This window comes from Streptomyces sp. NPDC040545, from assembly GCF_055595065.1.
Map to the genome: position 1 here is coordinate 57,496 of NZ_JBVIWA010000016.1, position 16,338 is coordinate 73,833.

Consider the following 16,338-nt stretch of genomic DNA (forward strand, 5'->3'; position numbering starts at 1 on the left):
CGGAGCCCCCGCCGCCCTCCGTCGGATCAGACGGCGAGAGGCTCCAGGTCGCGGTGGACCCGCCGCTCGTCGCGCGCGTACCGGGTCAGGCTGTGGTCCTCGCCGAGCAGCCGGGTCAGCTCGGACACCGCCTCCGCCCGCAGCCGGGCCGCCTCCTCCTTGCGGCCCATCGAGTCCAGGCTGACCGCCATGTTGGAGCTGCTCGCCAGGGTCTCGGGATGGTGCGCCCCGAGCACCTCGCGCAGCCGCATCACCGCGAGCCGCTCCAGCTCCAGAGCGCCTTCCGGATCGCCCAGGTCGGCCCGCGTGTTGGCCAGGTTGAGATGGGCGAAGACGGTGTGCGGGTGGTTGTCGCCGAGGACGTCCCGCATCCCCCGTATCGTCTGACGCAGCATCGTCTCCGCCGTCTCCGCCGCGCCCGTGCCCCAGTGGAAGACCGCCAGGTTGTTCACGGCCGCCAGCGTGTACGGATGCCGCTCGCCCGGCACCTTCATGTACTCGTCCACCACCTCCTGCGCCAGGTCCCGCGCCCCGCCCGGATCCCCGGTCGCGAACAGGTCCGAGGCCAGATTGAGCTCGCAGGACAGCAGGTCCGGGTTGACGGAGGTGTACTTGGCCCGGTAGCGGGCCCGGGTGGCCGTGGTCAGCCGGAGGGCGTCCTCCAGCTGGCCGGCCCGGCGCAGCGACACCGCCAGGTTCTTCGCCGCCGACAGGGTGCCGGGGAAGGCGCTCCCCAGCGTCCGCTTGTAGGTGTCGTACGTCCGGCTGAGCAGCTGCACCGAGTCCTCGTACCGGCCCACCTCGCGCAGGTCGCGCGCCAGGTTCTGCGCGGAGGACAGGGTGTACGGGTGCTCCGGCCCGAGCACCTCCGTACGCAGGTCGTGCACCTCCTGGTCGATCTCACGGGCCCTGGTGTACTGACCCACGAGCCGCAGGTTCAGCGCCAGGTTGTTCGCGGCGGCCAGCGTGCGCGGGTGCGCCTCGTGGAAGATCTGGCTGAAGCCCTCGTGCGCTTCGGTCGCCAGCTCCATCGCCTGTCCGTAATGGCCCAGCGCGCCCAGCGTGTTGGCCAGACCGCTCATGGTCATGTACGTGTGCGGGTGCGAGGGGCCGAGCACCGCCTTCTGCCGCTCCAGCGTGACCTCGTCCAGCTCCTTCGCCTCCACGAACCGGCCCTGCGAACGCAGGATGTTCGACAGGTGGAAACGCAGGTACAGGTACTGCAGGTCGTCGTTGCCCAGCATCTCCTTCCAGGCCTCGCGCAGCTCCTCGCCGAGCGCGTACGCGGCCTTGAAATCACCGCGCTTCCACAGGTAGCGCACCCGGTCGATCAGCAGCCTGCGCGTCTCCGGTTCCTTGCAGTACCGGGCCTCCGACGGGGTCAGGTGCGACCAGATGGTGTTGAACCGCGGCCACGTCTCCGGGTTGTCGATCGGCTCGTCGTCGTCCGGCCGGGCGCCGGCCAGGATCCGGTGGACGGCGTGCCGGGCCTCCCGCTGGTCCTCCTCCGGCATCTGCGACCGGATCACGGCCTGGACCAGCCGGTGCACCTGGATGCTGTTGCTGACCTGGTCCACCTTGGCCAGCGCGAACCGGCCGATCTCCCGGATCACCCGGCCCAGCACCAGCTTCTCCTGGAGCGAGGCGTCGTAGGGCTTGAGGGCGTCGATCATCTCCTTGCTGTAGAGCAGGTTCGCGGAGATCGGCTCGGGAGCCAGGAAGGCGCACAGCTGGAGCAGCCGCACGGCCGCCGGGGAACGGGACTGCAGCCGCTCGATGGAGATGTTCCAGGTGGCGGCCACCGGCTCCGGATACCCGGGCGGCTGGTTCAGGCCCAGGACGCTCGCCGCCTGCTGGGCCAGCTGCTCGATGTACGCGGCGACCGGGGTCGCGGTCTCCGCGATCCAGGCACCCGCCTGCTCGACGGCCAGCGGCAGGTCGCCCACCGCCACCGCCACCTGCTCGGCGTCGTCCTTGCTCAGCCCCGGGGCCCGGCGCTGGAGGTGCTCGATGGACTCCTCCCGCAGGAACACATCCACCGGCAGCGCGTCACCGTACTGCGACCAGGACTGGTTGCGGGAGGTCACCAGGACATGGCCCGGCCCGCCCGGCGGGAAGAACCGCTTGAGCGTCTCCGGATCGTCCGCGTTGTCGAAGACCAGCAGCCAGCGCGAGGAGGGAACCCCGCGCCGCAGCAGGTCGATCGCCTCCTGGGAGGCGGCCGCCATGTCCTCGCCGGTCTGCGCGCCCAGCCGCACCGCCAGCTCCGCGAGGGCCGCGACCACGTCGTCGGTCTGCTCCGAGGAGATCCACCACACCAGGTCGTAGTCGGCCATGAACCGGTGCACGTACTCCAGCGCCACCTGGGTCTTGCCGACGCCGCCGAGCCCGAACAGGGTCTGCGGCTGGGGCAGCACCACGGCCATGCCCCCGCCGAGCTGGTCGCGCATCCGCTCCAGCACGATGCTGCGCCCGGTGAACCCGGGGTTGCGGGGCGGCGCGTTCCAGATCTTCGGGACGGTCCCCGGGAAGCGGGGACCGGGCTGCGAGGCACTGCTGCCGCTGTCGGGCAGGGCCATGGGCCGCTCCACCGCACGCAGCAGGGCGGTCGTCGCGTGCGGCTCGTCGAGCCGGAACAGGTCCACCGGGTTGCGGTCGATGTACGGCGTGGAGAGCCGTACGTCGCCCACCCTCAGCGGCACCAGCTGGCGCCGGCCCCCGGTCGGGTCCTCGGCGGCCGCGCGCTCCCACACGTCCACGGCCCGGGCCGACTTGAGGTAGGCCGTGGAGAGCAGCACCACGGTCCGGGCGGCCGTGTCGATGCTGATGCCCGCGCCCCCGAGGGTGTCCCCGGCGGTCGCTCCCGGTGCCCGCTCGGCCGAGACGTCCTTCGGTACGACCCGGAACCCGGCCCGGGTGAGCACCGACTCGATCCAGTCGGCCCACATCCGGTTCTCGGCGACGTAGGACAGGAACAGGTCGGCGGGCAGCGCCGGGCGGCGCCGGGTGAAGGCGTCCCTGATGCGCAGCCGGACCTCCTCGCCGATGACCGGCATGGAGGTGATGTGCCCCTCGGTGACCACGGCGGTGAGCCGTTCGAAGGCGGAGAGCAGGGAGTTGGTGAGCCCGGCCTCGTCGCCGAAGGTGGCCAGCGTCTCCTCGTAGGCGTAGTAGGGGCGGTACGGGATCTCCACCGCGCCCCAGTAGGAGGTGAGCTCGTCCCCGACCAGGCCGTTCGGGAAGCGGTCGAACTTGATCCGGGCCAGCGCCCGGCCGGCGTCGGCCTTCTCCTTCTCGCCCTCGTCGATGCGCATCGGGACCGGGTAGATCTTGATGCCGCGGTCGTTGAACCGCTCGTCGATCTGGCGGGCGACGGACGCGGCACCGTCGATGGACTGGTCGGACAGCGTGAAGCAGTCGACGAGGATGTCCGGGAGGTGGACCGTGCAGATGTCGGCGATGTCCGACAGGCCGGTGCGGCTGTCGATCAGGACGTAGTCGTAGTTCCGCTTCATGTCGGCGCGTAAGGCGTCGAAGAAGAGCCCGCCGCCGAGCCGGTCGTAGAAGTTGTCCCAGTCGAAGGTGGAGACGGTCGCCGAGTACTCGCGGTTCTGCCGGCCCGCCGAGACGAAGTCCAGGGTGCCGCCGTCCGGGAACTCCCAGCCGTGGGTCTCCGGGGTGAGCGAGACGGCGTGCGGCTGTATCCGCGCGTAGTCCTTGTGCCAGTCGTCGGGCCGCTGCACCGGGCTGGTCGCCGCCCAGGCGTACTCGCTGATCAGATCGATGACCCCGGTGGTGGCCCCCAGCGTGGAAGGGTCCAGGAAGGGGTGGAAGAAGCGGTGCAGGCCGGGCGCCTCCAGGTCCCAGTCCACGGCGAGGACCCGCTTGCCGTTCGCCGCCAGGATCCAGGCGGTGTTGGCCAGTGCCATGGTGCGGCCCGTGCCGCCCTTGTACGAATAGAAGGTGACGATGCGTCCGTCACGGCTGTCGCTGTCGCCGCCGCTGTTGTCACTGCTCGCTGTCATCCGCGTCCCCCCGGTCGGTGTCGTGGTCGTCGTTGTCGTGGAGGCCGGCCCCCGCCGGCCCGGCCCGGTGCCGGTCGGAGTCGGGCGGGAACGGGACACGGGGCGATGGCGGCCCTGGCGGCCCGTTCATCCCCATCGGCCCCAGCAGCCGGGGCCGTTCGATGGAGGTGTCGCCCTTCGGCGGATACGGCTGCGCGTGTCTGAGGAACTGCTGGGCGGCGGCCTCGACCACCTGCGGCAGGATCTGGCCGAGGGTCTCCACGTTGGCCACGCCGTTCGCGGCGGCCCGGCAGGCGGCCCGGCCCTGGCTCATCGTCTTGGGCATGGTGTTCTCCAGCCGGTCGGCCAGCTCGCTCTCCTTCGACCGGCTCTGGTGGTCGTACCGGTTCCACGGCACGACCACGTTGACCCAGGGCCGGGGCTCCCGGTCGAAGGCGGCCAGGCGCCGGCGCCGCTGCTCGTCCTCCACCGCCCACCGGTCGACGATCAGGATCTCCGGCCGGGTCGGCAGCTGCTTGCTGTCCAGGTGCCCGGCCTCGTCGTCGAAGGAGGACATGGTGGTCTGGTAGTTGAGGTTCTTGACCAGGTCCTCGGCGACGTAGGCGATGGGCCGCTGGGCGACCGGGTGGTACGGATTCCACTCCATCGCGGTGTCCCCGTAGTACTCGGGGGTGCGGCCCTCGGGCAGATCGTGCCGGGAGGCGGCGGCCACGGTCACGTGCAGGGTGCGGGCCGGACTGCCGCTGGAGCCGAACGCGCTCGGAACGTTGCGGTAGTCCAGCGGGCGGATGGGGTCCAGATGGGCGGTCTCGGCGACCTGGACGATGCGCCGGGCGAGCTCGTACACGGCCTGCTCGTACTGCTCGGCGTAACCGCGCAGCTTGATCAGCCCGTACAGGCCGTCGGTGACGTAGCGCTCGCCGAAGGTGTTGTGGTTGAACTGCAACCGCTCGGCCGGGCCCGGGAGTTGCTCCGGCGGCACCGGCACCCATAACGCGGGCACGATGGCCTCGGCCTGTTTGTTGCTGACCGCGCCGTGCTGGACGGCGCGCTGCGCGAAGGCGAACCACTCCTTCCCGCACATCTCGCTGGCGAAGTAGCGCGGCGAGAACAGGGGAACGAAGACCCTGCAGTTGGCGAGTGCCCGGGCGAGCCGTTCGGACCAGCCCTCGCCGCTGCGTATCTCCCGGTCCATGAACCCGACGTCGTACCCGGCACGCAGGTCCGTCAGCGCCATGACATGCCCGCAGAGATCACGGAACAGGCGCTCGACCCACATGTCCGGGTCGGGGCCCCCGGCCCCGAACCTCGGTGTATGTGCGTAACTGAGAAAAAAGTACGGCTCCCCTGATGCGGGCACACGACCCCCGTCCCGAAGATGCGAAGCGAAGAAACATCATTCCGGAGCTGCTTCGCCACATCCCCTCATCGTTCAGTCAATCAGCGTCTGTTTTCGGTCATCCAGTCAAGGGCGTGATCGACGGCCTCCGGGAGGGAGAAGAGCATGGTCGACGCACCTCCCACCCGCCCCCTGCGCACCCGTGAATCCGGGAACGCGTCACCGATCTCCGCGAAATCGCCGTCGTCCAGCGCGACGTCCTCGTATGCCGTCCACTCCCCCTCCTGCCGGTGCCTTTGCGGCCCCGGAAGGTTCACCTTCACCACACACTCGTACATGCGCAAGGGGGGCTTCGGAATTCGGTACTCCGCGAGATGGAAAGCGGTGCAGACCGAAAACCCCACATTGATCATGAGTACCTGGCCGCCCTCCCAGCACAGCTTTCCCAGGGGTGACTCTTCCCCCAGATGGCTTTCGAGGCGATGACCCGAGCACAGCCGCTCCGCCTCCGCCCCGAGGGCCGCGAAGGAGGTCTGCGGGTGGGCGCTGCGGGCGGCGCCCCGCGCGGTGCGGACGGCCTCCGCCAGGGACCCCATGCCCTGGCTCGGGGTGCTCGCCGGGTCGAAGGCGGACATCCGCTCGCGGAAGGCCCGCACCCCGGCCTCGTCCAGACCGCGGATCCGCTCCAGGTGGGCGGTGGAGGTCTTGGAGTTCTCCGGGGTGAACGCCGGGACCACCAGGGTGCCGCGCGGGCCGAGGACGCCCGTCAGGGCGTCGCGCAGCAGCTCCGCGCGCAGCCCGGTCCCGCCGAGGGAGGAGTGCACCATGAGCCGCATGCCGGGGCGGACCCCGGCCAGCCGCAGCTGCACGGCGAGCCGGAGCCTGCCGGGCGCGGAGGATGGCGCGGAGGGCCGCGCCGGGGAGGGCGCGGTCACGCGTCGACCGTCTTCAGTTCGTAGCGGAGCTCCGCCACCAGGCTCTTCCCGGTGACGGTCAGCTCGGCCGCCTCCGAGAGCTGGTCCAGGGCCCGGTGGATCCGGTCCGAGCCGCCCGGCTCGGGCGTCGCCGTGGCTCGCCGGTACGCCTCCACCGCCACCCGCTCGTGCACGTCCGCCAGCAGCCGGGACACCGGTACCGGCCGCTCCCGCCACGGCGAGCGGTGCTGCCACTGCCCGTCCAGCGCGTACAGGTCGGCCACCTCGGTCAGCGCCCGCAGCCTGGTGCGCCGCCGCCCGGTCAGCAGCGCCAGCGCGGTCTCCCGCACCCCCGCCGCGTACGGCACCCCGAGCGCCCCCGGCCCGTGCCGCCCGGCCTCGCCCCAGCCGCCCGACCGCGGGCCGCCCGCGAGCGGGGTCAGCGTGGTCAGCCCGGTGGCCGCCGCCCGGGCGAACTCCGGCACCGCCTCGTGCAGCAGCGCCCACGCCCGGTCCAGCCTGCCCCGCCACTCCTCGGCCTCCCCGGCGCCGAGGCGGAGCCTGGGCGGGCGGGGGAAGCAGTTGCGGTACGGGTCGAGGTCCTCCAGGGCCACCGGGGCCGCGTCCGGCCCGGGCGACCAGGTGCGTACGGGCTGCCAGCGGGCGTCCCCCGCCGTGGGCCCGAAGCGGTGCTCGGCGCGGCCGTCCCGTACGGCGTACCCCCCGTCGGTGACGTGCAGCGCGGCCCGGCCTTCCGTGCCGGGTTCCCCGAGCCGCAGCAGCCCCAGCGTCGGCAGGTACACCTCGCCGTCCCGGTAGGCCACCTCGGCCGGCAGGTCCAGCCCGCCGCGGAGCACGGCCGCGGCGGCCAGCGCGGTCAGCCTGCGCGCCGCCTCCGGGGCGTCCTGGCTGCCGTCGCGGGCGGCGTCCAGGGCCGCCAGTACCCAGGTCCGGGTGAAGGGGTGGTCCAGTACGGCGTCCAGCGCGTCCGGGCCCGCCTCCCCGGCGCCCTCCACGGCGGCCAGCAGCTCCCAGGCGTGCGCCCAGGCGGGGTCGGCGGCGAGGTCCGCGTGCAGCCGGGCGAGCAGGATCCGGGTCAGCTCCTCCTGGGAGCGGGCGAGTTCGGCCGGGTCGGTCAGCTGCGGCGCGGTCTCCCGCGGAGCGGTGCGGCCCTCGACCCCGTCCACGAGCTCGCGCAGGTCGGTGCAGTAGACGGAGGGGTTGTCGAAGCCGTTCCGGTCGCGGTAGCGGTGGGTGTAGAGCCCGCCCCCGCACGAACGTACGACGGGGCACCGGCGGCACGAGTCGCTGACGCCCGCGAGGCCCAGCTGCCGGGCGCGGACCCCGGGATGGGCCGCGACCTGGTCGAACGCATGGTCGAAGACATTGAAGCCGGTGGCCGCGGCCCCCTCGAAGGCGCTCTTGAGGGAGTCGACCTGTTCCAGGGTCCCGTCGGTCTCGACGACGACGAGGTCGGTGGGCGCGAGGCCGAGCGACTCGGTGAGGCTGGGGCCGCCGCGCAGGGTGGAGAGCAGGGACTCGAAGAGCCGTACGGGCACCGGGCGTCCCAGCCGGTCCCAGTGGTCGAAGATCCGCAGCAGCCAGCGCGCGTAGGCGTCGGGGGCACCGTCGGGACGGGCCGGGGGTGTCTCCCAGGTGGCGTGGGGGAGCAGGAAGTCCACGCGCGGGGGCTCCAGTTCGACCAGCGCGTCCAGGACGGCGACGGGGTCGTTGGCCACGTCCACGGTGCAGAGCAGGCCCTGGTAGAGGTGGCGGTACGGCTCGGAGCGGAGCAGGGCGACGGCGGCCAGGACCAGCGGGTGGCTCGTACGGCCGTCGGCGAAGCGGCGGTGGCGGTCGTTGGCGGCGCGGTCCCCGTCGAGGGAGATGCCGACCCGGACGCCGTACTCGTCGAAGAGGTCGAGGTAACGGGTGCTGAGCTGGAGCCCGTTGGTGTGGATCCGCAGATCGAGGGTGGCGATCCCGCTGAGTGCCCGGCTGAACTCCTCGCACACGAGGCGGAGCCGGGACGTGCCCGCCAACAGGGGTTCCCCTCCATGGAGAATCACCGTGACGGAGGGGAGTGCATGGTCACGGGCATGTTCGGCGAGCCTGGACGCGGTATGCGAAATAACCTCGGGGGAGATCACTTTCGGCCGGGCTCGCCAGCTCTGATCTGCATGTTCGTAGACGTAGCAATGATCACAAGCAAGATCGCACCTGCTGTGAACCTTTAGGACGATCTCGCGAAATGCGATCAGGCCGGTCATTCCACCAGTCTAGAGCGCCGAGTTCGGGTCAGAGCGCGGAGTTGAAGATCGGTGCCTGAACCGGACGAGCAGATTCGGCCGGCAGCACGCGACCGAGCGTCTTCGCCGCGGACGCGGTGTGGACGTCGATCTTGCCGAGCGGGACCCGGTGGGCCTTGACCGAGCTGGTCGCGGGGGATGCTGAAGTGTTCACGGCACCGTCCTTGGGGAAGCCATGTGGAATGGACATGTGAATGACAACGGCTACATGCTGCTGTCAAACAGGGACTTTACTAGGACAGTCCCCCTTGGCAACACGAGACATGACGCCTGGTCAAGACTTCCATGCAATGCGTGGCGGATTTCTCAAGAGGGCGGATTCGGCCGTTTGCCGGAAGGAAAGATCCTTTTCATCGCCGGGGGTCCCGGCCACGGCCCTGTCCGGACCGGACCTACGCCGGCCGCACCCCGCTGACCTGGTGCGATGCGAGGGCGTGTCCCGCCGGCCGGGAGTCCGGCCCGGCCGACGCGGAACCGCTCCCGCCGAACAGCAGGAAGAGCGCGGTGATCACCGCGGCGGCGGCGCCGATCGCGCCGACGATGTCCCCCTTGGAGGTGGCCCCGGAGGCGGCCCTGGTGTGCTTGTAGACGGCGTAGCCGACGAGGAGCCCGACGGCGAGGATGAGCAGGCCGACGTCGTCGATGTGCAGGGTCATGGGACAGCCTCCACGGCTCATGGGGCCCCCTGTCGAGTGGTGGCGGGCCCGGCGGCGTGGACTTTACTGCGAGGAGCCCCATGCGGAACGGCGCGGTGATTACTGCGCGTTCGGATGTGGTTCGGGCACGTGTGGAGTCAACAACCCCTATGCGGGCTGCTGTTCGTTGAGATCCGGTGCCGGGAGGTCGCGCAGCAGCCAGTTCAGTACGTCGGGCAGCGCGCGCAGGGAGGCGAAGTGCGCGGCGGCGGGAACGATGTTGGTCGTGGCCCCGGGGATGCGGCGGGCCAGCCAGCGGGAGTGGCCGACGGGGGAGAACACGTCGAGCTCGCCGTGCCAGATCAGCACCGGACAGCGGATGTCGGCGGGGTCGAAGCCCCAGGGGCGGCTGAAGGCGAGGACGTCGTCGATCCATCCATACGCCGAATGGCGCAGCCCCTCGCGGTAGTTCCGCAGGAGCATCGACCGCAGGCCGGCGTCCGAGACGATCATGCGGTCGTTGTCGGTCAGCTCCCGGCGCAGTTCGTCCAGCAGCCGGCCGGGGTCCTTGCGGATGCCGTCGGCGCGCGGGATCAGCCGGGCCGCCAGCTCCTCGGGGTCGTCGGTGGCGGTGGTGTACTCCCGTACGTTCGACGCGGCCATCCCGGCGAACCAGTCCAGGTCCTCCGCGTCCCGGGGGGCGAGGCCGACCATTCCCGCGGTCCGTGTGACCCGGTCCGGGAGGAGGGCGGCGCAGGCCAGTGCTCCGGCGGCGCCGCCGGAGCGGCCGGCGACCGCGAAGGTGTCCAGTCCGAGGGCGTCGGCGATGGCGGCCACGTCCTGGGCCACGTCGGCGACGGTGCGGCCCACGTGGCGGTCGGAGCCGCCGTAGCCGGGTCTGTCGTAGGCGATGAGCTGCATCCGGCGCTGGTAGAGGACCATGCCCCGGGGGGCCGGGCCGAGGCGGCTGCCGGGCATGCCGTGCAGCAGAAAGACGGGTTTACCGTCGGGGTCGCCCCAGCGCTCCACGGTCAGAGCGCGCCCGTCCGCTGTGCGCACCTGATTGCGCACGCGCTCCCTCCTTCACGGTCGGTGTGAGCCGTCATCGCGATTGTGCGCGCTGGGGGAGGAGCGCGGTAGGGCGCACTTCCGGCGGAATTCTTGTGAATGCCTTCACGAGCCCGGGAAGGCCTTTGTTCCTCTTGCATATGCCCTGGTCAAGGGGGTGGACCGGGGGTGTGAACGGGCGTGAACGGATGCCCGATCGCCGTGAAAGGCCTTTTCGGTGCGGCGGCTTCCGCTTTTGGCCGTCGAATTGACTCGCCGGGCCGAGTCATCGGGCCGAGTCCGCAGATCGAGTCGTCGGGTCGCCGAGTCGAGTCGGCGACCCGGGAAAAGGAGGGGAGTTCCTGACCCGCCGGTGCGAGAAGCGCCGATCGGGAAGAGCGCGGCGAGCGAGCCGACGGCGGTGACGGCGGCGCCCCGATGCGGAGCCTGCGCGAGGCGGGGGCGGTGCTGGCGTTCTCCAGCGACTGGAATGTGGCGGAGATGGACCCGATGGTCGGCATCTACACGGCGGTGACGCGCCGCCCGCTGTCCGGCGGCGGCCCGGTCTGGCAGCCGGCCGAGACGGTGGACGTGGCGACGGCCGTGTACGGCTACACGATGGGCTCGGCCCACGCCAACTTCCTCGAACGGGAACGCGGTTCCCTCACGGTGGGCAAGGCGGCGGACTTCGTGATCCTGTCCCGCGACATCCTCACCGTCCCGGCGGACGAGATCCCGGGCACGGTCGCCGAGACGGTCGTGGTGGCGGGCGAGGTGGTCCACCGCAGGTTTTGACCCCGACCGGGTGCCCTGCGGTGCCCCTGCGGGGGGCTTGGCGATCGGCTCGGTGGTGTGGCTTCCCTGCCGAGGTGGGTCGCCTCAATCGCCGGCCGGTCCCCTGCGGGGTGCCCTGCGGTCGGCTCGGCGGCACGGATCCCTCCTGCCGTGGTGGGGCGCCTCAATCGCCGGCGGGGCTGGGTGGTGTGGGGCGGTGCCCCGCACGAGGGTCTCCTCGGCTCGGCGCGTGCGGGCTTGTCCCGGCCAGACGGCCGTGGTCGCGCCTCGTCCTGCGGGGACCCTCCTGCGTGTCCCCGCCCCACGGCAGGGCTCCGACAGCCCGGCTTCCGTCCCCCTGTGGGCTTCGACAGCCTGAGGGGTGGGGGACGGGGCGGGGTGTCCCCGCAGGACGAGCGCGCAACCACCGCGCACAACCGAGACAAACCCGCACGCGCCGAGCCGAGGAGACACCCCGCCCCGGCACCCCACCCCGCCCCCCTGCCGACAGGCCCGCGCATTCAGCCCCGCCGGCGTTTGAGGCGCGGGTCCGGGCAGCGCCCAGCACACGGCCTGAACGCACCGCCGAGCCGCCCGCAGGGTCCGGGCAGCGCCCGGCACACGGCCCGAACGCACCGCCGAGCCGCCCGCAGGGCAGACGTCAGGTGATCGAACAAGTGTTTCGCACGAATATTCGAATTGCTCTATGGTGGAGAGCGGGGGAGGTGTTCATTCGAGCGAAAGCAGGAGGCCGCGGGTGCCTGGTTTTACGCATCTGCACACCGTTTCGGGGTTCTCCATGCGCTACGGAGGTTCACACCCGCAGCGGCTGGCGGAGCGCGCCGCCGAGCGGGGCATGGACGCCCTCGCCCTGACCGACCGCGACACCCTCGCGGGCGCGGTCCGGTTCGCGAAGGCGTGCGCGCAGGCGGGCATCCGGCCGTTGTTCGGAGTGGACATGGCGGTCCCGCCCGCGGCGGATCCGGCCGGGTCGGGGGGCCCGGCCGGATCCGCCGCGGGCGGCGGGTCCGGCGAGGCCTCGTACCGGCGGCGCACCCCCGTCAAGGGCGGGGCCTTCGTGGACGAGTCCGCCGCGCGCGCCGTCTTCCTGGCCCGGGACGGCGCCGCCGGGTGGGCCGAGCTCTGCCGGATGGTCACCGCCGCACACGCGGGGGCCGCCGAGGTCCCGCTGGTGCCCTGGGAGGCCCTGCGCGGGGAGGGCGTCTTCGTCCTGCTCGGGCCCGGCTCCGAGGTGGGGCGGGCGCTCGCCGCGGGCCGCCCCGACCGGGCCGCCCGGCTGCTCGCACCCTGGCGGGAGATCTACGGCGACTCCCTGCGCCTGGAGGCCGTCCACCACGGCCGCACCGGCACCGGACCCGGCTCGCTGCGGCTGGCCGCCCGTACCGTCGGCTTCGCCGCGGAGCAGGGCGTCCCGGCCGTGCTCACGAACGCCGTCCGCTACGCCGACCCCGGCCAGGGCCCGGTCGCCGACATCCTCGACGCGGCCCGCCGCCTGGTTCCCATCGACCGCCGTGGCCCCCTCGACAGCGGCGAGCGCTGGCTCAAGGCCCCCGCCGCCATGGCCGAGGCCGCCGACCGGATCGCGCAGGCGGCCGGCCTGCGCCCCGCCGACGCCAGGCGCCTGCTCGCGGAGACCCGGCGGACCGCCGAGGCCTGCTCCGTGGACCCCGAGGACGACCTCGGCATGGGTTCCGTGCACTTCCCCGAGGCCCGGCTCGTCGGCGCGGCCCACCGCAGCGCCCAGCGGGTCCTCACCTCCCGGGCCTCGGCCGGCATGGTGCTGCGCGGCTACGCGGGTGACCGCGCGTACTGGGAGCGGATGCACCAGGAGCTCGACATCATCGCCTACCACGGCTTCGCCACGTACTTCCTGACGGTCGCTCAAGTCGTGGACGACGTGAAGGAGATGGGAATCCGGGTGGCCGCCCGCGGCTCCGGCGCCGGTTCCCTCGTCAACCACCTGCTCGGGATCGCGCACGCCGACCCCGTCGCCCACGGCCTGCTGATGGAGCGCTTCCTCTCCAAGCGGCGGCGCGTCCTGCCCGACATCGACATCGACGTGGAGTCCGCCCGTCGGCTGGAGGTCTACCGGCGGATCATGGACCGGTTCGGCACCGAGCGCGTCGCCACCGTCTCCATGCCCGAGACCTACCGGGTCCGGCACGCCATCCGCGACGTCGGCGCCGCCCTGTCCATGGACCCGGCCGTCACCGACCGGCTCGCCAAGGCCTTCCCGCACATCCGGGCCCGTGACGCCCGCGCCGCGCTGGAGGAACTCCCCGAACTGCGCGACGTACAGGGGGAGTCGTACGGGCGGTTGTGGGAGCTTGTCGAATCGCTGGACGCGCTGCCGCGCGGGATCGCCATGCACCCGTGCGGGGTGCTGCTCTCCGACGACTCGCTGCTCGCCCGTACACCGGTGGTGCCCACCAGTGGCGAGGGCTTCCCCATGTCCCAGTTCGACAAGGACGACGTGGAGGAGCTCGGGCTGCTCAAACTGGACGTGCTGGGCGTGCGGATGCAGTCCGCGATGGCCCACGCGGTCGCGGAGATCCGCCGTGGCACGGGGGAGGAGCTCGACCTGGACGACCCGGCGCAGGTGCCGCCGGGCGACCGGGCCACGTACGAGCTGATCCGATCCGCCGAGACGCTGGGCTGCTTCCAGATCGAATCGCCGGGCCAGCGGGACCTGGTGGGGCGGCTGCAGCCGGCCACCTTCCACGACCTGGTCGTCGACATCTCGCTGTTCCGGCCGGGGCCGGTGGCCGCCGACATGGTGCGGCCCTTCATCGAGGCCCGGCACGGGCGGGCGCCGGTGCGCTTCCCGCACCCGGACCTGGCCGACGCGTTGCGCGAGACGTACGGGGTGGTGGTCTTCCACGAGCAGATCATCGAGATCGTGCACGTCATGACCGGTTGCGGGCGGGACGAGGCGGACCGGGTGCGGCGCGGGCTGTCCGACCCGCAGTCGCAGCCGCGGATCAAGGTCTGGTTCGCGGCGAAGGCGGCCGAGCGCGGCTATCCGGTGGAGGTGATCGGCCGGACCTGGGAGATCGTGGAGGCCTTCGGGTCGTACGGCTTCTGCAAGGCGCACGCGGTGGCCTTCGCGGTGCCCACGTACCAGTCGGCCTGGCTGAAGGCGCACCACCCGGCGGCCTTCTACGCCGGGCTGCTGACCCACGACCCGGGGATGTACCCGAAACGGCTGCTGCTGGCGGACGCGCGGCGGCGGGGCGTGCCGGTACTGCCGCTGGACGTGAACCGGTCGGCGGCCGCCCATCGTATCGAACTGGTGTCCGATGATGGAGGTGTGTGGGGGCTGCGGCTCGGACTGTCCGACGTCCACGGCATCAGCGGGGCCGAGGCGGACCGGATCGAGGCGGGACAGCCGTACGCCTCCCTGCGCGACTTCTGGGACCGGGCGCACCCGGGCCGCCCGGTCGCCGAACGGCTCGCGCAGGTCGGGGCGTTGGACGCCTTCGGCGCCAACCGGCGGGACCTTCTGCTGCACCTGTCCGAACTGCACGGCGCGCAGCGGTCCGCAGGCGTGCGCGGGCCCCAGCTCCCGCTGGACGGCGGCCGGTCCACGGCCTCCGTCGGACTGCCCGACCTGAGCGACGCGGAGCGGCTCAGCGCCGAGCTGGGCGTCCTCGGCATGGACGCCTCGCGGCACCTGATGGGGGACCACCACGCCTTCCTGGCCGAACTGGGAGTGATCCCGGCGCGCCGGCTGCGGGACACCGAGCACGGGCAGACCGTGCTGGTCGCGGGGGCCAAGGCGGCCACCCAGACCCCGCCGATCCGCTCCGGGAAGCGGGTCATCTTCACGACGCTGGACGACGGGACGGGCCTGGTCGACCTGGCCTTCTTCGACGACAGCCACGAACGCTGCGCGCACACCGTCTTCCACTCCTTCCTGCTGCTGGTACGAGGTGTCGTGCAGCGGCGGGGCCCGCAGAGCCTGAGCGTGGTCGGGGCGGCGGCATGGAACCTGGCGGAGCTGGTGGAACTGCGGGAAGCGGGCGGCCTGGACGCGGTCGCGGTTCGCCTCGCCGAGCCGGCGGCCGAGCCGGCCGCCCCGGGCGCCGAGGACGGGGAGCCTGCGGCGAAGGGCCCGCAGGGTCCGCGAGGTCCCGGCCGCAGGATCCGCATGTCCACGGGGTACGAGATGAACCCCTGGGCCGACCTCCAGCCGCCGGGCACCGGCCCCGCGACCGGCCGCAAGCTGTGGCACTCCAGCCCGGGGAGCGCGGGATGACCGCCGGGACCGCCACCGAGCGGGTCGTGATGTGCCTGCGCCCGTACCCCGCCGACGGGGGCCCGCTCGGGGCCCGGGAGTACGCCGGGGTGCTCGCGCTGCTCGGCGGCATCACCCCGGCCGTGCAGGCGCTGGCGCCCGACACCGTCCTCGCCGAGATCCGGGGCGCGCTGCGGTACTTCGACTGCGACGCCGCCCGGCTGGCCGCCGTGATCCGGGTCCGGGCCCTCGCCCTGTACGGCGTGGACGCCGCCGTCGGCGTGGCCGGCAACCCCATGCTGGCCAGGGCGGCGGCCCGCGAAGCCCGGCCCGGGGAGACCCTGGTGATCCCCGCGGAGCCCGCCGCCGTACGGGACTTCCTGGCGGGCAAGCCCGTCACCGCCCTCGACGGGGTCGGGCCGAAGGCCGCCCGCACCCTGTGCTCCTACGGCCTCGATTCCGTCGGCCGGGTCGCCGCCGCCCCGCCCGCCGCCCTGCGGCGGATCCTCGGCGCCCGGCTCGGCCGTGAGGTGCACGAGCGCGCCCTCGGGATCGACCGGACCCCCGTCCGGCCGGGCTCCGCCGCCCGCGCCGTCGCCGCCGAGCGGCTCTTCGATCTGGACGAGCTGGATCCCGTACGGCACCGGCGGGCGCTGCTCTCGCTGACGGAGGAGCTCGGCGCGAAGCTTCGTACACAGGAACAGGGCCGGGGGCAGGTCTGCCGCGCCCTCACGCTCACCGTCCGCTGCGCCGACCGCACCACGCTCACCCGGACGCGCACCCTGGCAGAGCCCACCGCGCACTCGGCCGCCCTGACCGCCACGGCCTACGCCCTCTACGCGGGCCTCGGCCTGCAGCGGGCCCGGGTCCGCGCGCTGTCCCTGCGCGCCGAGGACCTGACCTCGGCCGATCGGGCCACGCGGCAGCTCAGCCTCGACCCCGAGGACGAGAAGGCCCGCCGCCTGGAGGCCGTCACGGACCGGGTCCGCGCGCGCTTCGGTCCGCACGCGATCGCCCGCGGCGCGCTGGCCGCCTGA

Annotated in this window: 9 protein-coding genes and 1 pseudogene; 3 read left to right on the forward strand and 7 right to left on the reverse strand. The window is 72.6% G+C overall.

Annotation, left to right across the window (positions count from 1 at the left end; genetic code table 11):
• Positions 1-26: 26 nt before the first annotated feature.
• The 7 genes from fxsT to ACZ573_RS27080 all read right to left on the reverse strand — a co-directional run bounded on the left by fxsT (position 27) and on the right by ACZ573_RS27080 (position 10,293).
• A complete protein-coding gene (fxsT, locus tag ACZ573_RS27050; RefSeq protein ID WP_471308568.1) occupies positions 27-4,025 on the reverse strand; it encodes an FxSxx-COOH system tetratricopeptide repeat protein in 3,999 nt (1,332 codons plus the stop codon).
• Positions 4,009-5,385 carry a TIR-like protein FxsC gene (locus ACZ573_RS27055; protein ID WP_471308571.1) on the reverse strand — a complete coding sequence of 459 codons (1,377 nt, stop codon included), beginning with the start codon at positions 5,383-5,385 and terminating at the stop codon, positions 4,009-4,011. Before ACZ573_RS27055 ends, fxsT begins: the two co-directional genes overlap by 17 nt.
• Before the next feature lie 80 nt (positions 5,386-5,465).
• Positions 5,466-6,299, reverse strand: a complete 834-nt coding sequence (locus ACZ573_RS27060) for an AAC(3) family N-acetyltransferase (protein WP_471308574.1) — start codon at positions 6,297-6,299, stop codon at positions 5,466-5,468.
• On the reverse strand, positions 6,296-8,548 hold the full coding sequence (fxsBH, locus tag ACZ573_RS27065) for a radical SAM/SPASM protein FxsBH, inactivated beta-hydroxylase extension form (protein WP_471308577.1): 2,253 nt from the start codon (positions 8,546-8,548) through the stop codon (positions 6,296-6,298). The genes ACZ573_RS27060 and fxsBH overlap by 4 nt, the downstream gene beginning before the upstream one ends.
• Before the next feature lie 28 nt (positions 8,549-8,576).
• Entirely contained in the window at positions 8,577-8,741 is a 165-nt protein-coding gene (locus ACZ573_RS27070) for a hypothetical protein (protein WP_471308578.1), read from the reverse strand.
• Between the two features lie 238 nt (positions 8,742-8,979).
• Positions 8,980-9,243: a hypothetical protein gene (locus ACZ573_RS27075; RefSeq protein ID WP_471308582.1), complete on the reverse strand. Its 264-nt coding sequence runs from the start codon at positions 9,241-9,243 to the stop codon at positions 8,980-8,982.
• Between the two features lie 147 nt (positions 9,244-9,390).
• On the reverse strand, positions 9,391-10,293 hold the full coding sequence (locus ACZ573_RS27080) for an alpha/beta fold hydrolase (RefSeq protein ID WP_301372113.1): 903 nt from the start codon (positions 10,291-10,293) through the stop codon (positions 9,391-9,393).
• Positions 10,294-10,683: 390 nt separating this feature from the next.
• Here ACZ573_RS27080 and ACZ573_RS27085 point away from each other — a divergent pair.
• From ACZ573_RS27085 to ACZ573_RS27095, 3 genes and pseudogenes are all read left to right on the forward strand, one after another.
• Positions 10,684-11,064 (forward strand): annotated as a pseudogene (locus ACZ573_RS27085) (amidohydrolase family protein); the annotation flags it as partial.
• Between the two features lie 736 nt (positions 11,065-11,800).
• Positions 11,801-15,322: a DNA polymerase III subunit alpha gene (locus tag ACZ573_RS27090; protein ID WP_471308585.1), complete on the forward strand. Its 3,522-nt coding sequence runs from the start codon at positions 11,801-11,803 to the stop codon at positions 15,320-15,322.
• The gene (locus ACZ573_RS27095) at positions 15,319-16,338 is read left to right on the forward strand and encodes a DinB/UmuC family translesion DNA polymerase (protein WP_471308588.1); all 1,020 of its coding nucleotides are present in this window, start codon (positions 15,319-15,321) and stop codon (positions 16,336-16,338) included. Before ACZ573_RS27090 ends, ACZ573_RS27095 begins: the two co-directional genes overlap by 4 nt.

Bases quoted from the DNA above. Each gene is read 5' to 3' on its own strand.
- fxsBH (WP_471308577.1), bottom strand. From the start codon at position 8,548: ATGACCGGCCTGATCGCATTTCGCGAGATCGTCCTAAAGGTTCACAGC.
- ACZ573_RS27075 (WP_471308582.1), bottom strand. From the start codon at position 9,243: ATGACCCTGCACATCGACGACGTCGGCCTGCTCATCCTCGCCGTCGGG.
- ACZ573_RS27095 (WP_471308588.1), top strand. From the start codon at position 15,319: ATGACCGCCGGGACCGCCACCGAGCGGGTCGTGATGTGCCTGCGCCCG.
- fxsT (WP_471308568.1), bottom strand. From the start codon at position 4,025: ATGACAGCGAGCAGTGACAACAGCGGCGGCGACAGCGACAGCCGTGAC.